This window comes from Citrobacter sp. ABFQG (assembly GCF_004322975.1).
Taxonomy (GTDB): Bacteria; Pseudomonadota; Gammaproteobacteria; order Enterobacterales; family Enterobacteriaceae; genus Citrobacter; species Citrobacter freundii.
Genome location: NZ_CP036435.1, coordinates 4,651,168 through 4,668,419 on the forward strand (window position 1 = coordinate 4,651,168; position 17,252 = coordinate 4,668,419).

Sequence of the window (17,252 nt, forward strand, 5' to 3'; positions counted from 1 at the left end):
AACCTCATCATTAACGTATTCACCTGTTCACTACAAACCACGCATAAATACATGGTCTGAACAGGGCAAGACTATGTGCTGAACGAGCCAGCATCTTCTCTTTGTAAGAATCAGTCCGTGACAGAATGCGCATCATAGTGGAAGCTATCGAATTGCGCAATTTTTATACAGCCATCATGACTGATTGAAGCGAAAAATCGGTAACAGGTAGCGTTGAGACTGTAAAACAATAGTCTCCAGCGTATCAGCATCCAGTTGACGCCAAAGACGCTGATACCAGATATCATCACCTTCGCCACGTACTATCATGTTTCCTTCATAGGCTTGCAGAAACTTACTGCGCGCTTTTTGCAACGTTGCATCGTCATCTAACATGGCATCATTTGCGGCGTCATAACAGGTTTTTATCCATGCACCGCCGCTTTCGGGCAATACCAGCAATGGTGACGACATGCCTTTCCGATACCCCTCAATGAGTTGCGACAGATACAGCAACGCCTGTTCTGCATCCAGCGGCGGAAAACGCCATTCCCCGTCTTTACGCAGGAATAATCGGCTCTCTCCCGTACCGCCACTCGCACAATAGACAAGATGTTCCAGCCAAAGTTGCACACCCTGCGCAATGCTGATCAAAGATGGGCGCCAGCGCAACAAACTGTCCTCTTGTACCTGCGGCAACCAACCGGTGATTTGTACGCCGTTACAGTTAAGATCGATTTCCATGCTCTGACAGGGCTGACGACAGGCGATAATACGCTCAGCCAGCGACTGCATCTCCTGACGCTGCGTATCCCACAGAATTTCGCCAAACGGCCCATAGGGTAGCGTGCCCGCCGCACGAAAACGACGAAACAGTCGTTCAGCGTCGTTCTCTTCAACCAGTGTATTAAGCAATTGCTGATTAAGCTGATAGCGGGTTAATCCTTCAAGGGTGAAAGGCTCCGTGTCCGGGATCTCACTCTCTTCAGAGCGGAAGTTGACCCTCAGACGCATCTGGAAAAAGGCGCGTACCGGATGTGCCCAAAATCGCCGCAGTGTTTCCAGCGTTAGCGTTTCTGGCATTTCAAAAGGAAGAGGCTGCACAAAATCCGTGTGCGCTTTTCCTGACAGGCTCGCCGCAGGTAGCCATTCCCGGGCATAGCTTTGCTGTTCGCCTGGTAGATAGTTTTGCGCATCAAAGGGCATCCGGGTATGCAAACGGGTAATGTGCGCTTTTACCCTTGTCTCGCTTTGATCGCAGGTCAACAATTCGTCACCCGGCAGATAATGGCTTTGCCCAATGTAGTCCATCAGTTCTTGCACCAGCACCGACGGAAAGCGCTCGCTGTTATCCTGGATCGAGCGGCCAATGTAGCTGATGTAGAGCGTCTGCTGTGCTGAAATCAATGCTTCGAGGAACAGATAGCGGTCATCATCACGACGGCTGCGATCGCCCCGCATCGGTTTTTGACTCATTAAATCAAAGCCCAGCGGCGCAAGCTGGCGTGGATAAACGCCATCGTTCATACCCAGCAGGCACACCACTTTGAACGGAATGGAGCGCATCGGCATCAGCGTACAAATGTTAACGGGACCCGCCAGGAAGCGCTGGCTGATGCGTTCCTGATCAAGACGCTGGGCCAGCTCATCACGTAACAGAGAGAGCGGTATAGCATCGCCGTACTCGGCCCCTAAACCTTCAGTGATAATAGCCTGCCACTGCTGTTCAATCAGCGTCATCGCCGCTTCGGTATCCGCGTCCGGCAGGAAGAAATCATTAAGCATTTCCCGACAAACAGGTAGCCACTCTTCCAGCGGTCGTTCCTGCGCTAACCCTCTACGCCAGAGATTAAGCTGCATCAGCAACGAGGCCAGATGTCCTACCAGCTCGGCAATCAAACCGCTGGACTCATCGTAAGGCAATACCGATTGCCACTCGCCCTGCGCGCTTTCCATCGCGTAACCGAGCAGCATACGCGTTAAACCAAATTGCCAGGTATGCTGACCTGTAGGCGGAAGTTCCAGTTCACGCACGTTATCGTCGTCAATTCCCCAACGAATCCCGGATTCATTGACCCATAAGCGAAGATAGCGCAACCCTTCTTCATCAATGTTGAAACGCGCCGCCAGCACGGGGACATCCAGTAACGCCAGGACATCCTCTGAGACAAAACGGCTATCCGGTAGAGACAGCAGACTAATAAAAGCCTGTAAGACGGGATGAGACTGGCGTGCCCGACGGTCGGAAATCGCATAAGGTAAGTAACGCTCGGCTGGTGCACTGCCAAAGACCGACTGAATGAATGGGCTGTAGCTATCGATGTCCGCCACCATCACGATAATATCGCGCGGCGTCAGCGTTGGGTCCGCTTCCAGCATGGCCAACAGCCGATCATGCAGAATTTCCACCTCGCGCTGTGGGCTATGGCAGACATGGAAAGTCACGCTGGTATCGTTCAGATCAAGCCGGCGTTTATTGTCACTACGGGAATATTCTTCCAGCGTGACGCCCGCCACGGCATGACTTTCGAGTTCCAGAATATCCGATTGAATATTATGCAAAAGATTGTCAGGCGTAATGTCGACAAACGCATCCAATTCCTGACTATTTTCCAGCTCCGAAAGCAAATAAATGTAATCACGCCCCAGCTTGCCCCACGAGGCCAGCATCGGGTTGCCCACATCCTGTTCGCCATCGCTGTTAAATAATCCTTCGGCTTTCTGGTTATCACGAAACAGCGGCAGGTGCCGTTCTTCAAAGCTGTGCCGACGCTGACGCGCCATCAGCTTCGCCAGCCAGGCAGGATCTTTAATATCTCCCCAGTAGTAGCGACAAGGGTTGGTAAACAGCAGATGAATATCGATGTGCTTACCCAGCGCTTGCAATGCCTGCAAATAAACCGGCGGCAGCGCCGAAATGCCGCAAATAAAGACGCGAGAAGGCAGTCCCTGCGGGCACTCGGACGCGTTTTCCAACGTCTGAATAAATCGTTGGTATAAATTGGCACGATGCCAACGCGGCTGGCCCAACTCCGCGGTGTATTCCACCAGCGCTTTCCACAACGGTGCCTGCCAGGCCTGAGACTCGCCGAGTCCCTCAACCAGTCGCCCCGCTTCCCACTGGGTCAACCAGTCAGGGCGGTAGACTAAATACTGGTCGAAAAGGTCAGCCGCGCGCGAGGAAAGCTGAAAAAGCTTACGTTTATCGGTGTCGTCCGTCAGATAGTGGCGCAGCAATGCAAAGTCATCGCCATCCAGTAATTGCGGCAACAGCGTCATCAACTTCCAGCTCATGCTCTGTTTGCTGAACGCGCTCTCTTTCGGGATATCCGGCAGCACGCGCACAAACATATCCCAGATAAAACTCGCGGGCAGCGGAAAATCGATATTGGCGGCAATACTAAACTTCTGTGCAAGAGTCATTTGTAACCACTGCGCCATACCGGTACTTTGAACCAGGATCATCTCAGGTTCAAAGGGGTCGTCCAGCCGCTCGCGCTCAACGATAAACTCTATTAACGCTTCCAGCACATCCAGACGGTTGGAGTGGTAGACCCTTAACATAGCGACTCCTGACTACTGACGATTCGGGCAATGCAGACGCGTCATCTGACCCTGCCTGCCGAGGGGTGAAGAAATTATGACGTTGATGCTGACACATCCCGCTCTCGTTGTCTGCATTCGGTTAACCTGCCAGTTCACAGGCGATGAAAACTGGTACAGCTGGCTTTGCTGCCAGGCGTGACGCCAGAGTTGTTGATACTGGTTTCTGATAATAAAGCTGTTCATTAGCACCCGCTGGTATCCTGACAACGCGGTCACAATCATGATCATCAGTACCATTGCCAGCATAACTTCCGGCAGACTAAAGCCACGCTGACTGTTCAGGGGATCTGGCATAACGTCTGCTCCTTAAGCGGACAAAAATCGCTCCAGCCATGCGCCGAGAATTCTATGTTGCCATCAATAACCGCCCCCTGACGCCATAAAAATACTCCTTCATAGTGGGCGATTAGCAGCACGAAATTATTGGTAAGCAGGCGCAGGCAAACCGCGGCATTCTGCGTGGGATCGCGCCGACACTGTACGACGGGTTGTAAGCGCCAGGGTTGTATACGCCCCCATTCCATCGCGGATTGCACTACCGCCTGACGCTGCAGCGCCTGACTTTGTGTGGCCACACGCGCAGCAAAACTAGCCTCCTGTCTGCTAACGCCTTGCAGCAGCAGACTACCGAGCACCAGCAGCAACAGGACCATTGCCAGAGAGGATACGCCTCGCTCACGGTTCACAGGTTGAATCCCGTAACGCTGTAGACCGCTTCAACAACTTTTTGTGGTTCGTCATTGCTCACTCCACGCAAACGCAGCGTAAGAAGCGGGGAATATCCGCTAAAATTCAGCCGTTCAACCTGGAATGCCTGAATCTGGATGGTAGTCTGATCGGTCATTTTCTCCCATCCTTTTCCAGTGCAGCCGGTGGCTCCACGCAGGTTTTCCAATACCTTATCCTGTAAACGAAACCCGATAGCATCAGCCTCTTTCGCGGAACTGCTCTCCCAAACGCCGTTGCCGTTGGCATCCCAGCGTGCAATGACACAATCCCCCTTAGCCGATATCACCAGTCCCTCTCCGACACAGTTTCCCCGGCAATATCCCGCCCGTTGAAGATGCTTCGCCACGGTGTAGGCCCGCTGCCATATTTCATCTTCCAGCGCTAACTGGCGCGTGTTACGCAGAATCTCTCGCTGTAGCACCGGTAAAAATCGTGCTGAACTAAGTAATAAAATACTGCTAATCGCCATGGCAATGAGCACCTCCAGCAGTGAAAATCCCCGTTCGTTTACTGACATAATCTGGCCTCATCGCGCTCACAAAGCCTGATTCGCCCCCAGCCAGACACCACCACGCGCCATTCCCCTGCCGCATTTTTCAGGCGTATATGTCCGGCCCATGCCGTATTGCGCAGTCCAAAAAAAGCCAGTGAAGGCGTGATATCTGCCATTTCGACATCAGCCCAGAGTGGCGCAAATATCAACGGTGAAACAGGCTGACACGAAGCTTGTGATGTCGCTGAGCTTGCCAGACACCATGTCCCCCCTTCGCGGAGCACGTTGATGACGTGATCACGATTGCGCCAGTTAGCATCTTCACGCAGTTGCAGCAGGTAGTCCCGCACCTGGCAGGCGGTCTGCCACAGCTGCTGTTGCTGCTGCCAGCGCTGCCAACTATACAGCCCAGATGCACCAAGCGCCGCGACGATCAGCATCGCAATCAGGGTTTCGAGAAGCGTGTAACCTTGTTGTTTTTTCATGTCGCCAGTATGGCGTGAGGAAAATGAATAACGAGCGGGAAATTCGGTTTCTACGGCGAGCTACGGGAAATATTTGTCGCGTTGCAGACCGTTGCACTATTTCAGGAATGTTCGCCGAAGAACGTGATTTTAGACAAAAAAAACCGACGCTCACGGGCGTCGGTTGTGTCAGCATGAAGCTGGTTAGATAGCCACCGGCGCTTTAATACCCGGGTGCGGATCGTAGCCTTCAATTTCAAAGTCTTCGAAGCGATAGTCAAAGATAGATTCAGGCTTACGTTTAATAACCAGTTTCGGCAACGCGCGAGGTTCACGGCTAAGCTGCAGATGCGTTTGATCCATATGATTGCTGTACAGGTGCGTGTCGCCACCGGTCCAGACAAAATCACCCACTTCCAGATCACACTGCTGCGCCATCATGTGTACCAGCAAAGCGTAGCTGGCAATGTTAAACGGCAGGCCGAGGAACACATCGCACGAACGCTGATACAGCTGACAGGAGAGCTTGCCATCCGCGACGTAAAACTGGAAGAACGCATGGCACGGTGCCAGCGCCATTTTCTCCAGCTCACCGACGTTCCATGCAGAAACGATAATGCGGCGAGAGTCCGGGTCATTTTTAAGCTGGTTTAACACGGTGGTGATCTGGTCAATATGGCGACCATCTGGCGTAGGCCACGCGCGCCACTGTTTACCATAAACCGGGCCTAAATTACCGTTTTCATCCGCCCATTCGTCCCAGATTGAGACGTTGTTTTCATGCAGGTAGGCAACGTTAGTGTCGCCCTGCAAAAACCACAGCAGCTCATGAATGATCGAGCGTAAATGGCAGCGTTTCGTCGTAACCAGCGGGAACCCTTCCTGCAGATTAAAACGCATCTGATGACCAAAAATGGAAAGCGTTCCGGTTCCGGTACGGTCGTTTTTCTGTGTGCCTTCATCCAGCACTTTTTGCATCAGTTCTAAATACTGTTTCATGGTTCCTCAGGAAACGTGTTGCTGTGGGCTGCGGCGGTACGCCCAAACCATCATAATAATGCCTGCGACAATCATCGGGATAGAGAGGATCTGCCCCATGCTGATGTACTGTACCCAGGTGCCAGTAAACTGCGCATCCGGCTGGCGGAAGAATTCAACGATAATACGAAACGCGCCATAACCAATCAGGAACAGACCGGATACCGAGCCCATTGGACGCGGCTTACGAATGTACAGGTTGAGAATGATAAACAGCACAACACCCTCGAGCGCCATCTCATAAAGCTGTGAGGCGTGGCGCGGCAGCGAGCCGTAGGTATCAAAAATAGACTGCCATTGCGGGTTAGTTTGCAGTAGTAAAATATCTTCGGTACGGGAGCCCGGGAACAGCATGGCGTACTTGAAGTTCGGGTCAACGCGTCCCCACAGCTCACCATTGATAAAGTTACCCAGACGCCCAGCACCCAGACCAAACGGAATCAGCGGGGCAATGAAATCAGAAACCTGGAAGAACGAACGTTTGGTGCGTTTGGCGAAGATAATCATCACCAGGATCACACCGATAAGTCCACCGTGGAAGGACATACCGCCGTCCCAGACGCGGAACAGATACAGGGGATTATCGAGGAATAACTCGAAGTTATAGAACAGTACGTAACCAATACGCCCACCGAGGAAAACCCCGAGGAAGCCCGCATACAGTAAGTTTTCTACTTCATTTTTGGTCCAGCCACTGCCCGGGCGATTCGCGCGGCGCGTCGCCAGCCACATCGCAAAAATAAACCCCACCAAATACATTAAGCCGTACCAGTGAAGCGCGACGGGTCCGATTGAGAAAATGACCGGATCGAAATCCGGAAAATGCAGATAGCTACTGGTCATCTGTCACCACAAGTTCTTGTTATTTCGCTGAAGTCAGACAGCAATTGATAAGCGCGCCTGCATAATGCAGGCGCTCCAAAGGTGCGAATGATAGCACAAGGGGTTAGAAGCGGATGCCGGGAAGATGTAAAAGATCTGTATAAGTAATCTTTACCCCGTAATGCCTGATGACGCTACGCTTATCAGGCCTACAATCCCCCGCGAATCAATCCCCCCATGCCGCGGCGCTCCATAAAGGCCGCTACCTGATGGCGTACCTCAGCCGCCATCTGCGCTTCCAGGCTGCGCTGCGCCAGCGTTTGCGCCTCATCAAAATCGATATGACGCAGCAGATATTTAACGCGAGCGACAGAACGACCGTTCATCGACAAATGACGGAAACCCAGGCCGATCAGAATAGCCACGCACATCGGGTCGCCCGCCATTTCACCGCACAGGCGTAAATCGATACCGCTTCTTTCGGCTTCCTGCGCAATCATCGCCAGCGCACGTAACATCCCCGGATGCAGACTGTCATAAATGCTGGCTACCCGTGTGTTGTTACGATCGACGGCCAGTATGTACTGGGTAAGATCGTTGGTTCCGACCGAGATAAAGTCAATACGGTTTGTCAGATGCGGCAGCATGAACACCATCGACGGAACTTCCAGCATGATGCCAATGCGCGGTTTCGGGATCTCGTAACCGATCATCTCCTCCACTTCGCGTCCGGCGCGTTCAATCAAACGTCGCGCTTCGTCCACTTCATCAATGCTGGTTACCATCGGCAGCAAAATGCTGAGGTTACCGGTTGCCGCGTTGGCACGCAGCATGGCGCGAACCTGGATCAAAAAGATCTCTGGCTGATCGAGCGTTATGCGGATCCCTCGCCAGCCAAGGCACGGGTTCTCTTCACTGATCGGCATGTAGGGCAGCTGTTTATCGGCACCGACATCCAGCGTACGTAGGGTCACCGGCTTGTCGTTAAACATTTGCAGCATGCCCTGATACTGCGCAACCTGTTCTTCTTCCGAAGGAAAACCGCTTTGCAGCATGAACGGGATTTCGGTGCGATACAGGCCAATACCGTCGATCCTGCTACCCAGCTTTTCTTCATGTTCCGGGCTGAGACCCGCATTGAGCATCACCTTCACGCGCTCGCCGCTTTTCAACTGTGCTGGCTGGTTGACGTCGTCTTCCGCCAGGCGACTCAGCTCAATTTCTTCACTGATAAGACGCTGGTATTCCTGAATCAATACCGGTTCCGGATCGACCAGCAGTTCACCGCGATAACCGTCCACCACCAGCGTGCGGCGATGCAGCACCGACGGCTGGATATCGGCCCCCATAACGGTAGGGATACCCAGCGCACGAACCATAATTGCCGCATGAGAGTTGGCTGCGCCGTCCCGGACAACCACGCCGACTAACCGGTCCTGAGGAAGCTCCGCCAGCGTGGTCGCCGAAAGTTCATCCGCCACCAGCACGAAGCGTTCCGGCCAGGCATTCGGCCCCTGGATAGAGTCGTCAAGGTGGAACAGCAGACGCTGGCCGAGCGCGCGTAAATCTCCGGCCCGCTCTTTGAGGTAGTTATCGCTAAGCGCGGCAAATTGTTCGGCAAACTTTTCGATGATCGTTTTAACCGCCCACTCGGCCACCGAACCGTTATCCACTTCCGCAAACAGCTCGCGGCGCAGACGGGTATCGGAAAGCAAGTGCGAGTAAAGATCAAAGATCGCCGCCGTTTCTTTCTGCGCCCCAGCGGTAAAACGCTTGCTATAGCGGCGGAATTCGTTCGCCGCCTCTTCCAACGCACCGGTCAGTCGCTCGCGCTCAAGCACCGGATCCAGCGTTGAAGCCTGATAGACCTGCTCCATCAGCGGTAGCGTCGCATCCTGCCAGCCTTCAGCTATTGCCACGCCGGGGGCGGCAGGCAATGCACGGATGCGCGTTTGCCGGTATTGACCGAACAGCGCGTTTAGCTGCGACTGCGAAAGTATGGCCGCCATTTGCGTGGCGAGCGTGACGAGGAAAGACTCTTCACTTTCATCGTACTGACGCAGTTCACGCTGCTGCACCACCAGTACACCTAAAAGCTGGCGACGCTGAATGATCGGTACGCCTAAGAATGCACGAAAACGCTCTTCTTTTACCGAAGGAATGTATTTAAAGCTGGGATGTTTTTGCGCATCGGCGAGGTTGATAGGTTCCGCCAGCCTGCCAACCAGGCCAACGATACCTTCATCAAACGCGAGTGCGACAGTGCGACCACGTGGTTTTTTCAGTCCCCGGGTCGCCATGAGGTAATAACAACGTCGATCGTGATCGGCCAGATAAACCGAACAGACCTCTGTATCCATCGCAAGACAGATGTCGGTAACCAGTATATTCAGCGCTTCATTCAGACGCGGAGCACTGGCCACCTTTTCGACTATTTCGCGCAGGCGGGTGAGCATAATTTGCGTAGCTTAACCTCTTTTACGTCTGTACGCAGGTGTGCTTTGCGGCTTAGGAGTGCTCTCCTGAAGCGCCATGACAACACTTGCGAATTCTTTCATCACCCTGCGATAGACATCGCGTTTAAATGACACCACCTGTCGAACCGGATACCAGTAACTCACCCAGCGCCAGCCGTCGAACTCAGGTGTACTGCTGGTTTGCATATTGATTTCAGCATCGCTGCTGACCAATTGCAGAAGAAACCATTTTTGTTTCTGGCCGATACAAACCGGCTTCGTGTCCCAACGCACCAAACGTTTCGGTAACTTGTAACGCAACCAGTTACGAGTAGAAGCAAGGATCCGTACATCTTTACGACTGAGACCCACTTCTTCAAAGAGTTCCCGGTACATCGCCTGCTCTGCTGTCTCTCCTGCGTTGATCCCACCTTGTGGAAATTGCCAGGAGTGCTGACCAAATCGCCGGGCCCACATGACCTGCCCCTGGCGGTTACAAATTACTATCCCTACATTCGGGCGGTAGCCATCGTCATCAATCACCGGACTACCTCAACATAAACCTTATATACAAACGATTGTTTCACACTCCTGAGGGGCGGTAAACCACTCTGTTAAGGGTGCGATATTCTAATAACAATTGAATAACTCACAGTTAAAGGCCGAGTTATAAACAGAAGAAGGGCAAGCAAGGCGATTTTATTCACCTTTTCTGTGGATATAGTTGTGAAGAAGTACGGAATTACTATGGGAAAACCCAGAACAGTCCGAATAAGACATTCGTCACAGAGTAAAAATAGTCTTATACATTCATAAAGTTAAAACTGATCCACGCAGATAAACACACAGAAATGTGATGTTCATCACGCATACGATCTTCACGCTGATGAAAGATCGACCAGCGTCGGTTTTATCCACAGATTATGCCAATAAGTTAGGCACAATTTGTGTGAAAATTCGATTTTCGTCGCACGTCAAGGCTGTAAATTGAAACAGTAGTGGGGGTTTTTCACAGTTATCCCATCTTTCTGTGGATAACATGGTGTAAGATCCTGTTCATTGTCAGTGACCAGAATTGGAAAACCCGCTTCGCTGTTGCGCAACTCTGCAAACGTGAATCTAAAAACCAATATAAATCATATAATTGAATAAAGCATGTGGAAAAAGATAAACTCTGTCCACACGGTATAAAATCATTGCTTATTTTTTCACCTAAGGGTTAACCCGATGCCAGAACTCCGTCCGTTGCTTTCTCCCCCTGAATCTGAAGCCCAGTTGCTGAGCCAGGCACGACAGCTTTCGGGCTACGCGTTAGGAGAATTAGCGGCAATGGCGGGAATCGTTACGCCGAAGGATCTTAAGCGCGATAAAGGCTGGATTGGCGTGCTACTGGAAATCTGGCTCGGTGCCAGCGCGGGCAGTAAACCAGAGCAGGATTTTGCGGCGCTGGGCGTGGAGCTGAAAACGATCCCTGTGGACAGTCTTGGCAGACCGCTGGAAACCACCTTTGTGTGCGTGGCACCGTTAACCGGCAATACCGGCGTCACCTGGGAAACCAGCCATGTACGGCACAAACTCAAACGCGTTCTGTGGATCCCGGTAGAAGGCGAACGCAGCATCCCGCTGGCTGAGCGCCGCGTCGGCTCTCCCCTGCTGTGGAGCCCGAATGAAGAAGAGGACCAGCAATTGCGTCTGGACTGGGAAGAATTAATGGACATGATTGTGTTAGGTCATGTCGAACGCATCACCGCTCGCCATGGGGAAGTACTGCAACTGCGTCCTAAAGCCGCCAACGCCCGCGCGCTTACCGAGGCCATTGGCGCCAACGGCGAGCCCATCCTGACCCTGCCACGCGGCTTTTACCTGAAAAAGAACTTCACCCGCGCATTGCTTGAGCGACATTTCTTGTTCCAGGCGCAATAGGCACCGCCCGGCCTTTCACCCGCCGCGTTACGGGCCTATAATTACCGCTTCTTTTTTTGGCAGGACTTTGTTCGATGTTATTTGCATGGATAACCGATCCTAACGCCTGGCTTGCGCTCGGTACGCTGACGCTGCTGGAGATCGTTCTTGGGATCGACAATATTATTTTCCTTTCTCTGGTTGTAGCCAAACTCCCGACAGCGCAACGCAATCATGCCCGACGTATTGGGCTGGCGGCGGCGATGATCATGCGTCTGGCACTGCTGGCTTCTATCGCCTGGGTAACGCGCCTGACAAACCCGCTATTCGAGTTGTTTGGCGAGGCGATATCAGCACGCGACCTGATCCTTCTGCTGGGGGGATTGTTCCTGATCTGGAAAGCCAGCAAGGAGATCCACGAATCCATTGAAGGTGAGGAAGAGGGGTTAAAAACCCGCGTATCTTCTTTCCTGGGTGCAATTGTGCAGATCATGTTGTTAGACATTATCTTCAGCCTGGATTCCGTGATTACTGCGGTTGGTTTGTCCGATCATCTGTTTATCATGATGGCGGCAGTAGTGATTGCCGTAGGTGTGATGATGTTTGCTGCTCGCCCAATTGGTGAGTTTGTCGATCGCCACCCTTCAGTAAAAATGCTGGCGCTCTCGTTTCTGATTCTGGTCGGTTTTACGCTGATTCTGGAAAGTTTCGACGTCCACGTTCCGAAAGGATATATCTATTTCGCCATGTTCTTCTCTATCGCGGTAGAGACCCTGAACCTGTGGCGTAATAAAAAAAATCCGCTCTGATGAAATCCATCGCTCCCTGCAAGGGGAGCGAATGCCCACCACACCTACCCCTTCTCACAGTTTAAGATTTTACTGCTTTCACCCTGCACAACTTCGCGTTATTACTAAACTATTGTCAGACGCAGGCCATGTGAGGATAAGCAGATGAAAAAATGGGCAGTTTTGATTTCCGCCGTAGGACTGGCTTTTGCCGTTTCCGGATGCAGCAGCGATTATGTAATGGCGACAAAAGATGGTCGAATGATCCTGACCGATGGAAAACCAGAAATTGACGATGATACCGGTCTGGTGAGCTATCACGACCAGCAGGGCAATGCGATGCAGATTAACCGCGATGATGTGTCCCAAATCATTGAACGCTGATGGTTGAGGTCAGCAGCGCGCTGGCCTTAACAATTTTACTTCCCTTTTTCGCTTCCCTCAGCCATTTTTATAATCCTTATGTCGTGATTATAAAAAGGAAACGGCTATGCAATATCACCGTATACCCCACAGCTCACTGGAAGTCAGTACACTGGGGCTGGGCACAATGACGTTTGGTGAACAAAACAGCGAAGCCGACGCACATGCACAGCTCGATTATGCCGTAGCACAGGGCATTAATTTGATCGACGTTGCCGAGATGTATCCGGTACCGCCGCGTCCTGAAACCCAGGGTCTCACCGAAACCTACGTAGGTAACTGGCTCGCCAAACACGGCAGCCGTGAAAAGCTGATCGTCGCTTCTAAGGTCAGTGGACCATCACGCAACAACGACAGCGGCATCCGCCCGAATCAGGCGCTGGATCGTAAAAATATCCGTGAAGCGCTGCACGACAGCCTGAAAAGACTGCAAACCGATTACCTGGATCTGTATCAGGTTCACTGGCCGCAGCGCCCGACCAACTGCTTTGGTAAGTTAGGCTACAGCTGGACAGACTCCGCGCCGGTCGTTTCCCTGCTGGATACGCTGGACGCGCTGGCCGAGTTTCAGCGCGCCGGGAAAATTCGCTACATCGGCGTTTCTAATGAAACCGCCTTTGGCGTGATGCGCTATCTGCACCTGGCGGACAAACACGATCTGCCACGCATCGCCACCATCCAGAACCCCTACAGCCTGCTGAACCGCAGCTTTGAGGTTGGACTGGCAGAAGTGAGCCAGTATGAAGGCGTTGAGCTGCTGGCATACTCTTGCCTGGGCTTCGGTACATTAACCGGGAAATACCTGAACGGCGCGAAACCTGCCGGTGCACGCAATACGCTGTTTAGCCGTTTCACGCGCTACAGCGGCGAGCAGACGCAGAAAGCCGTTGCGGCCTATGTGGATATCGCGAAACGCCATAATCTGGATCCTGCGCAAATGGCGCTGGCATTCGTGCGTCGTCAGCCGTTTGTCGCCAGCACTTTGCTGGGCGCCACGACCATGGAGCAGCTAAAAACCAACGTTGAAAGTCTGCATCTGGAGTTGAGCGAGGAAGTGCTGGCAGAGATTGAAGCGGTGCATCAGGTGTATACCTATCCTGCACCTTAACAGTTAGCGCCTGATGGCGCTGCGCTTATCAGGCCTACAGACAGCGTTCCCTGTAGGCCTGGTTGCAACAGCATATAACAGACTAATGGCGGCGCTGCCAAATCCACAGCGCCGCAATCGCCAGCGCAAACAGCGCACCGAACCCAATACCAATCGCTACCGCCGGGATCCCCACCAGCACCGCCAGTGAGTAAATACCCAGCATCAACAGCATCGCGCTGTTTTCGCCCAGGTTTTGCACCGCAATCGCATTACCTGCGCCGACGCTTTTCTTACCCCGCTCCTGCAGCAACGCATTCAGCGGCACCACAAAGAACCCACCACACACGCCGATAAGCATCAGCAATGCGTAGGCCGGAAGCAGCGAATGTTGAAGAGAGAAAATCAGCACCACGACGCCAATCAGGATCCCCGCAGGCATACAGCGCGACACGGTTTCCAGCGTCACCAGCTTCGCAGCCGCCCCCGCGCCGACGACAATCCCGATCGCTACCATGGCATTGAGATAGGTCGGCGTGGCGTTATCGGTGATGCCGAGCGCCACCGGAACCCACAGTACCAGCAGAAAACGCAGCGTAACGCCCGCCCCCCAAAAAAGGCTGGTTCCCACCAACGAGAAGCGTGTTTCACCGTTGCGCCACAGCGAGGAGGCGGCACAGAAGAAACTGCGCGTCATTTTCCCCAGATGCCAGGACTGGCCAGGGCGAGCCGCGGCCAGTTTCGGGATATACAGGTTAGCGACCACTGCGCCAGCATAGGCCAGCGCACAGGCAGAAAGCGCGGCAATCACGTGCCAGTCGGCCAGAACGCCGCCGGCGACAGAACCGAGCAAAATCGCGGCAATGGTGGAAGCTTCCATCAGGCCGTTGGCCTTCACCAGTTTGTCGCCGGTAGTCAGTTCACCAAGAATGCCATACTTGGCCGGTGAATACGCCGCCGCGCCAATCCCCACTAACGTATACCCGAGGAACGGATTAATGCCGAAGCAAATACTTGCCGCACCCAGCAGTTTCAGGGTGTTCGCGAACATCATCACTCTGCCTTTGGCAAAGCTATCTGCCACCTGTCCAACAAACGGCGCAAACAGAATGTAAGCACCCACAAACACCATTTGCAGGATAGGCTGGCTCCAGTCCGGATAAAATTGCTCCTTCAGCAACGCCAGCGTAGCAAACAGCAACGCGTTATCGCCAAACGCTGACAGAAACTGCGCGGCGATAACGGACATCATCCCTTTGGACCAGATTGACGTGTTAGTGTGCACTGACTCACTCATGTTGTTTTTCCGGCTCATCGACCCAGCTTTTCAGCGTAACAAAATCCGGCTTACCGCTGCCGAGTAATGGGAGTTGCTTCAGGTGGCGTATATCACGCGGTACGGCGAGTTCAGGTACGCCGTGCGCCCGCGCATACTGCTGTAGTTTTTCACGCGTGAGTTCGCTATCGGTGGTAAACAGCACCAGCGCCTCACCTTTGCTGGCATCGCTCTTGATCGCCGTGGCATGCATTTTGTCTGCTGATACCGCCAACGCCAGTTGCTCAACCATTTCCAGCGACACCATCTCTCCGGCAATTTTAGCAAAACGCTTAGCGCGCCCCTGAATCTGTACAAAGCCGTTTTCATCAAAGCGCACGATGTCACCGGTGTCATACCAGCCGCGCTCAATCTCACCTTGCGCATTCTCTGCCGTCGGCACTTCCAGCACCCCAGGTTTTTCGACGCGCAAATAGCCGCTCATAATATTAGGGCCTTTCAGCTGTAAACGCCCACCATCCTCAATTCCCGGAACGGCCAACAGTCGAGCATCCATACCAGGCAAGATGCGCCCTACCGTTCCCGATTTTGCCGCCATCGGTACGTTAATCGACACCACCGGCGCACATTCCGTCACCCCATAGCCCTCAAGGACACGCAGGCCAAATTTCTCCTGCCACAGTTGCTTTGTGCTGTCCTGCAGTTTTTCCGCTCCCGCAACCACATAGCGCAGGCGATGGAAATCGTATGGATGCGCGAAACGCGCGTAGTTGCCGAGGAACGTTGACGTACCAAACAACACGGTGCAGTTCCGGTCGTATACCAGCTCTGGCACAATGCGGTAATGCAACGGGCTGGGATATAGAAACACTTCTGCGCCAGTTAGTAGCGGCGTGAATAATCCCACCGTTAGCCCAAAGGAGTGGAACAGCGGCAGCGCCGACATAAAGCGGTCATCGGCGGTGAAATCGGCAATCGTTTTAATCTGCTCAACGTTCGCCAGAATGCTTTTATGACTGTGAACCACGCCTTTCGGATGGCCTTCTGAACCGGAGGTAAAGAGGATCACCGCAGCGTCTTCCGGCTGCTGCTTCACCTGCGCCAGATGCGGTGCCAGCAGATGTGAGAAAATCCACAGCTTATCGCCAAAGGTCACATCAGCTTTCAAGTCTTCCAGATACACCCAACGCACCTGGGTGAGCTGTTCCGGTAAATGCCAGAGTTTGCCTTTATCAAGAAACTGTCGGGATGTGAAGATCGTTTTTATTTCAGACGCAGTAATGGCGCTGGTTAATCCTTTCACACCCGCGGTGTAGTTCATCATGGCTGGAATGCGTCGACGCGCAATGGCGCCAAAAATGACCGCCGCGCTGATTCCCGCATTTGGCAGCATCAGGCCGATTCTTTCACCCTCGGTGCTGTATTTTTCCAGAATACGCGCGACAAACAGCGTTTTCGTCAGCAGTTTGCGGTAGCTGTCCGGAGTGAAATTAATATCTTCAATGCAGTTTTTACCTGCGCCAAAACGGTATTTCGCCGCCAGCAGCGACTCATAGAGCGTCTCACGCGGACGAACCGCCATGCGTGCTTCCATCATAATTTGATGCAGCATCTCTCCGGCGATTTTACGGCGATCGCGAGCTCGCGGTGCTTCCGGCATCGGCAGTTGTGTCGGCGGTAGGATGTGTAAGCGGATGCGCGGGAAGAATCGCTGTTTAACCAAACCTTTCAGGCGACTAAAGCGGGAAAGCTCCGCGCCTTCGATGCGCACAGGAACCACCGTGGCCCCTGACTTTGCCGCGACAAACCCGGCGCCGTCATAGATTTTCATCAATGAACCGGTGGTCGAAATACGTCCTTCCGGGAAGATAACCACCGGGCGGCCCTGTTCGACCAGACGAACCAGATGTTTAATCGACATCGGTTTGGTTGGATCTAACGGTACGAAATCAATCAGCGGGGTTAGCCAGCGCATATACCATTGCTGGCTGATCGAGGTGTAAACAGCGAAGACGGGACGAATCGGTAAAAAGAGCGCCAACAGGATGCCGTCTATAAATGAAACATGGTTGGGAGTGATTAGAACGCGTTCTCCCTGTAGCGCGCTGACATCGCCCGTGACGCGAACGCGGAAAAGCACGCGAAACAGATTACGAAAAAAGCCAAATAGCATCTCAACTCCCTGTGCC

The 17,252-nt window shown here is 53.1% G+C and carries 15 protein-coding genes; 4 read left to right on the forward strand and 11 right to left on the reverse strand.

What is annotated here, in order from left to right; genetic code table 11:
* Positions 1-174: 174 nt before the first annotated feature.
* The 9 genes from recC to rppH all read right to left on the reverse strand — a co-directional run bounded on the left by recC (position 175) and on the right by rppH (position 10,130).
* The gene (gene recC / locus WN16_RS22780) at positions 175-3,543 is read right to left on the reverse strand and encodes an exodeoxyribonuclease V subunit gamma (protein ID WP_103790842.1); all 3,369 of its coding nucleotides are present in this window, start codon (positions 3,541-3,543) and stop codon (positions 175-177) included.
* A gap of 12 nt (positions 3,544-3,555) precedes the next feature.
* Positions 3,556-3,879 (reverse strand): prepilin-type N-terminal cleavage/methylation domain-containing protein, encoded by a 324-nt coding sequence (locus WN16_RS22785; RefSeq protein ID WP_003846470.1) that lies wholly within the window; start codon positions 3,877-3,879, stop codon positions 3,556-3,558.
* On the reverse strand, positions 3,864-4,271 hold the full coding sequence (locus tag WN16_RS22790; protein ID WP_044699765.1) for a DUF2509 family protein: 408 nt from the start codon (positions 4,269-4,271) through the stop codon (positions 3,864-3,866). Before WN16_RS22790 ends, WN16_RS22785 begins: the two co-directional genes overlap by 16 nt.
* Entirely contained in the window at positions 4,268-4,831 is a 564-nt protein-coding gene (locus tag WN16_RS22795) for a prepilin peptidase-dependent protein (protein ID WP_044699768.1), read from the reverse strand. The genes WN16_RS22790 and WN16_RS22795 overlap by 4 nt, the downstream gene beginning before the upstream one ends.
* The gene (locus WN16_RS22800) at positions 4,822-5,292 is read right to left on the reverse strand and encodes a prepilin peptidase-dependent protein (RefSeq protein ID WP_044699770.1); all 471 of its coding nucleotides are present in this window, start codon (positions 5,290-5,292) and stop codon (positions 4,822-4,824) included. The genes WN16_RS22795 and WN16_RS22800 overlap by 10 nt, the downstream gene beginning before the upstream one ends.
* A 183-nt stretch (positions 5,293-5,475) precedes the next feature.
* Positions 5,476-6,270, reverse strand: a complete 795-nt coding sequence (gene thyA, locus WN16_RS22805; protein ID WP_044699772.1) for a thymidylate synthase — start codon at positions 6,268-6,270, stop codon at positions 5,476-5,478.
* Positions 6,271-6,276: 6 nt separating this feature from the next.
* Positions 6,277-7,152: a prolipoprotein diacylglyceryl transferase gene (gene lgt, locus WN16_RS22810; protein ID WP_003846461.1), complete on the reverse strand. Its 876-nt coding sequence runs from the start codon at positions 7,150-7,152 to the stop codon at positions 6,277-6,279.
* 188 nt (positions 7,153-7,340) lie between these two features.
* Positions 7,341-9,587, reverse strand: a complete 2,247-nt coding sequence (ptsP, locus tag WN16_RS22815; protein ID WP_003033984.1) for a phosphoenolpyruvate--protein phosphotransferase — start codon at positions 9,585-9,587, stop codon at positions 7,341-7,343.
* A 12-nt stretch (positions 9,588-9,599) separates the two neighbouring features.
* A complete protein-coding gene (gene rppH / locus WN16_RS22820) occupies positions 9,600-10,130 on the reverse strand; it encodes an RNA pyrophosphohydrolase (protein ID WP_003033982.1) in 531 nt (176 codons plus the stop codon).
* A gap of 684 nt (positions 10,131-10,814) precedes the next feature.
* On the opposite strand from rppH, the gene mutH reads away from it, so the two are divergent.
* The 4 genes from mutH to WN16_RS22840 all read left to right on the forward strand — a co-directional run bounded on the left by mutH (position 10,815) and on the right by WN16_RS22840 (position 13,808).
* Positions 10,815-11,510 (forward strand): DNA mismatch repair endonuclease MutH, encoded by a 696-nt coding sequence (gene mutH / locus WN16_RS22825; protein WP_003840955.1) that lies wholly within the window; start codon positions 10,815-10,817, stop codon positions 11,508-11,510.
* 74 nt (positions 11,511-11,584) lie between these two features.
* Complete coding sequence (locus WN16_RS22830; protein ID WP_003033961.1) at positions 11,585-12,298, forward strand: TerC family protein; 714 nt, start codon at positions 11,585-11,587, stop codon at positions 12,296-12,298.
* A gap of 144 nt (positions 12,299-12,442) precedes the next feature.
* Positions 12,443-12,661: a lipoprotein YgdR gene (gene ygdR, locus WN16_RS22835; RefSeq protein WP_000758660.1), complete on the forward strand. Its 219-nt coding sequence runs from the start codon at positions 12,443-12,445 to the stop codon at positions 12,659-12,661.
* Positions 12,662-12,767: 106 nt separating this feature from the next.
* On the forward strand, positions 12,768-13,808 hold the full coding sequence (locus WN16_RS22840) for an NADP(H)-dependent aldo-keto reductase (protein ID WP_003033954.1): 1,041 nt from the start codon (positions 12,768-12,770) through the stop codon (positions 13,806-13,808).
* Positions 13,809-13,890: 82 nt separating this feature from the next.
* Here the strand turns inward: WN16_RS22840 and lplT are convergent, their stop codons facing one another.
* Positions 13,891-15,084 (reverse strand): lysophospholipid transporter LplT, encoded by a 1,194-nt coding sequence (gene lplT, locus WN16_RS22845; RefSeq protein WP_016150926.1) that lies wholly within the window; start codon positions 15,082-15,084, stop codon positions 13,891-13,893.
* Positions 15,077-17,236, reverse strand: coding sequence for a bifunctional acyl-ACP--phospholipid O-acyltransferase/long-chain-fatty-acid--ACP ligase (gene aas / locus WN16_RS22850; protein WP_044699774.1), 2,160 nt, complete (start codon positions 17,234-17,236; stop codon positions 15,077-15,079). Before aas ends, lplT begins: the two co-directional genes overlap by 8 nt.
* Positions 17,237-17,252 lie beyond the last annotated feature (16 nt).

Excerpts from the sequence above, each read along its gene's own strand:
- recC (WP_103790842.1), bottom strand. The coding sequence starts at position 3,543 with ATGTTAAGGGTCTACCACTCCAACCGTCTGGATGTGCTGGAAGCGTTA.
- WN16_RS22785 (WP_003846470.1), bottom strand. The coding sequence starts at position 3,879 with ATGCCAGATCCCCTGAACAGTCAGCGTGGCTTTAGTCTGCCGGAAGTT.
- WN16_RS22795 (WP_044699768.1), bottom strand. The coding sequence starts at position 4,831 with ATGTCAGTAAACGAACGGGGATTTTCACTGCTGGAGGTGCTCATTGCC.
- WN16_RS22800 (WP_044699770.1), bottom strand. The coding sequence starts at position 5,292 with ATGAAAAAACAACAAGGTTACACGCTTCTCGAAACCCTGATTGCGATG.
- thyA (WP_044699772.1), bottom strand. The coding sequence starts at position 6,270 with ATGAAACAGTATTTAGAACTGATGCAAAAAGTGCTGGATGAAGGCACA.
- lgt (WP_003846461.1), bottom strand. The coding sequence starts at position 7,152 with ATGACCAGTAGCTATCTGCATTTTCCGGATTTCGATCCGGTCATTTTC.
- ptsP (WP_003033984.1), bottom strand. The coding sequence starts at position 9,587 with ATGCTCACCCGCCTGCGCGAAATAGTCGAAAAGGTGGCCAGTGCTCCG.
- mutH (WP_003840955.1), top strand. The coding sequence starts at position 10,815 with ATGCCAGAACTCCGTCCGTTGCTTTCTCCCCCTGAATCTGAAGCCCAG.
- WN16_RS22830 (WP_003033961.1), top strand. The coding sequence starts at position 11,585 with ATGTTATTTGCATGGATAACCGATCCTAACGCCTGGCTTGCGCTCGGT.
- ygdR (WP_000758660.1), top strand. The coding sequence starts at position 12,443 with ATGAAAAAATGGGCAGTTTTGATTTCCGCCGTAGGACTGGCTTTTGCC.
- WN16_RS22840 (WP_003033954.1), top strand. The coding sequence starts at position 12,768 with ATGCAATATCACCGTATACCCCACAGCTCACTGGAAGTCAGTACACTG.
- lplT (WP_016150926.1), bottom strand. The coding sequence starts at position 15,084 with ATGAGTGAGTCAGTGCACACTAACACGTCAATCTGGTCCAAAGGGATG.
- aas (WP_044699774.1), bottom strand. The coding sequence starts at position 17,236 with ATGCTATTTGGCTTTTTTCGTAATCTGTTTCGCGTGCTTTTCCGCGTT.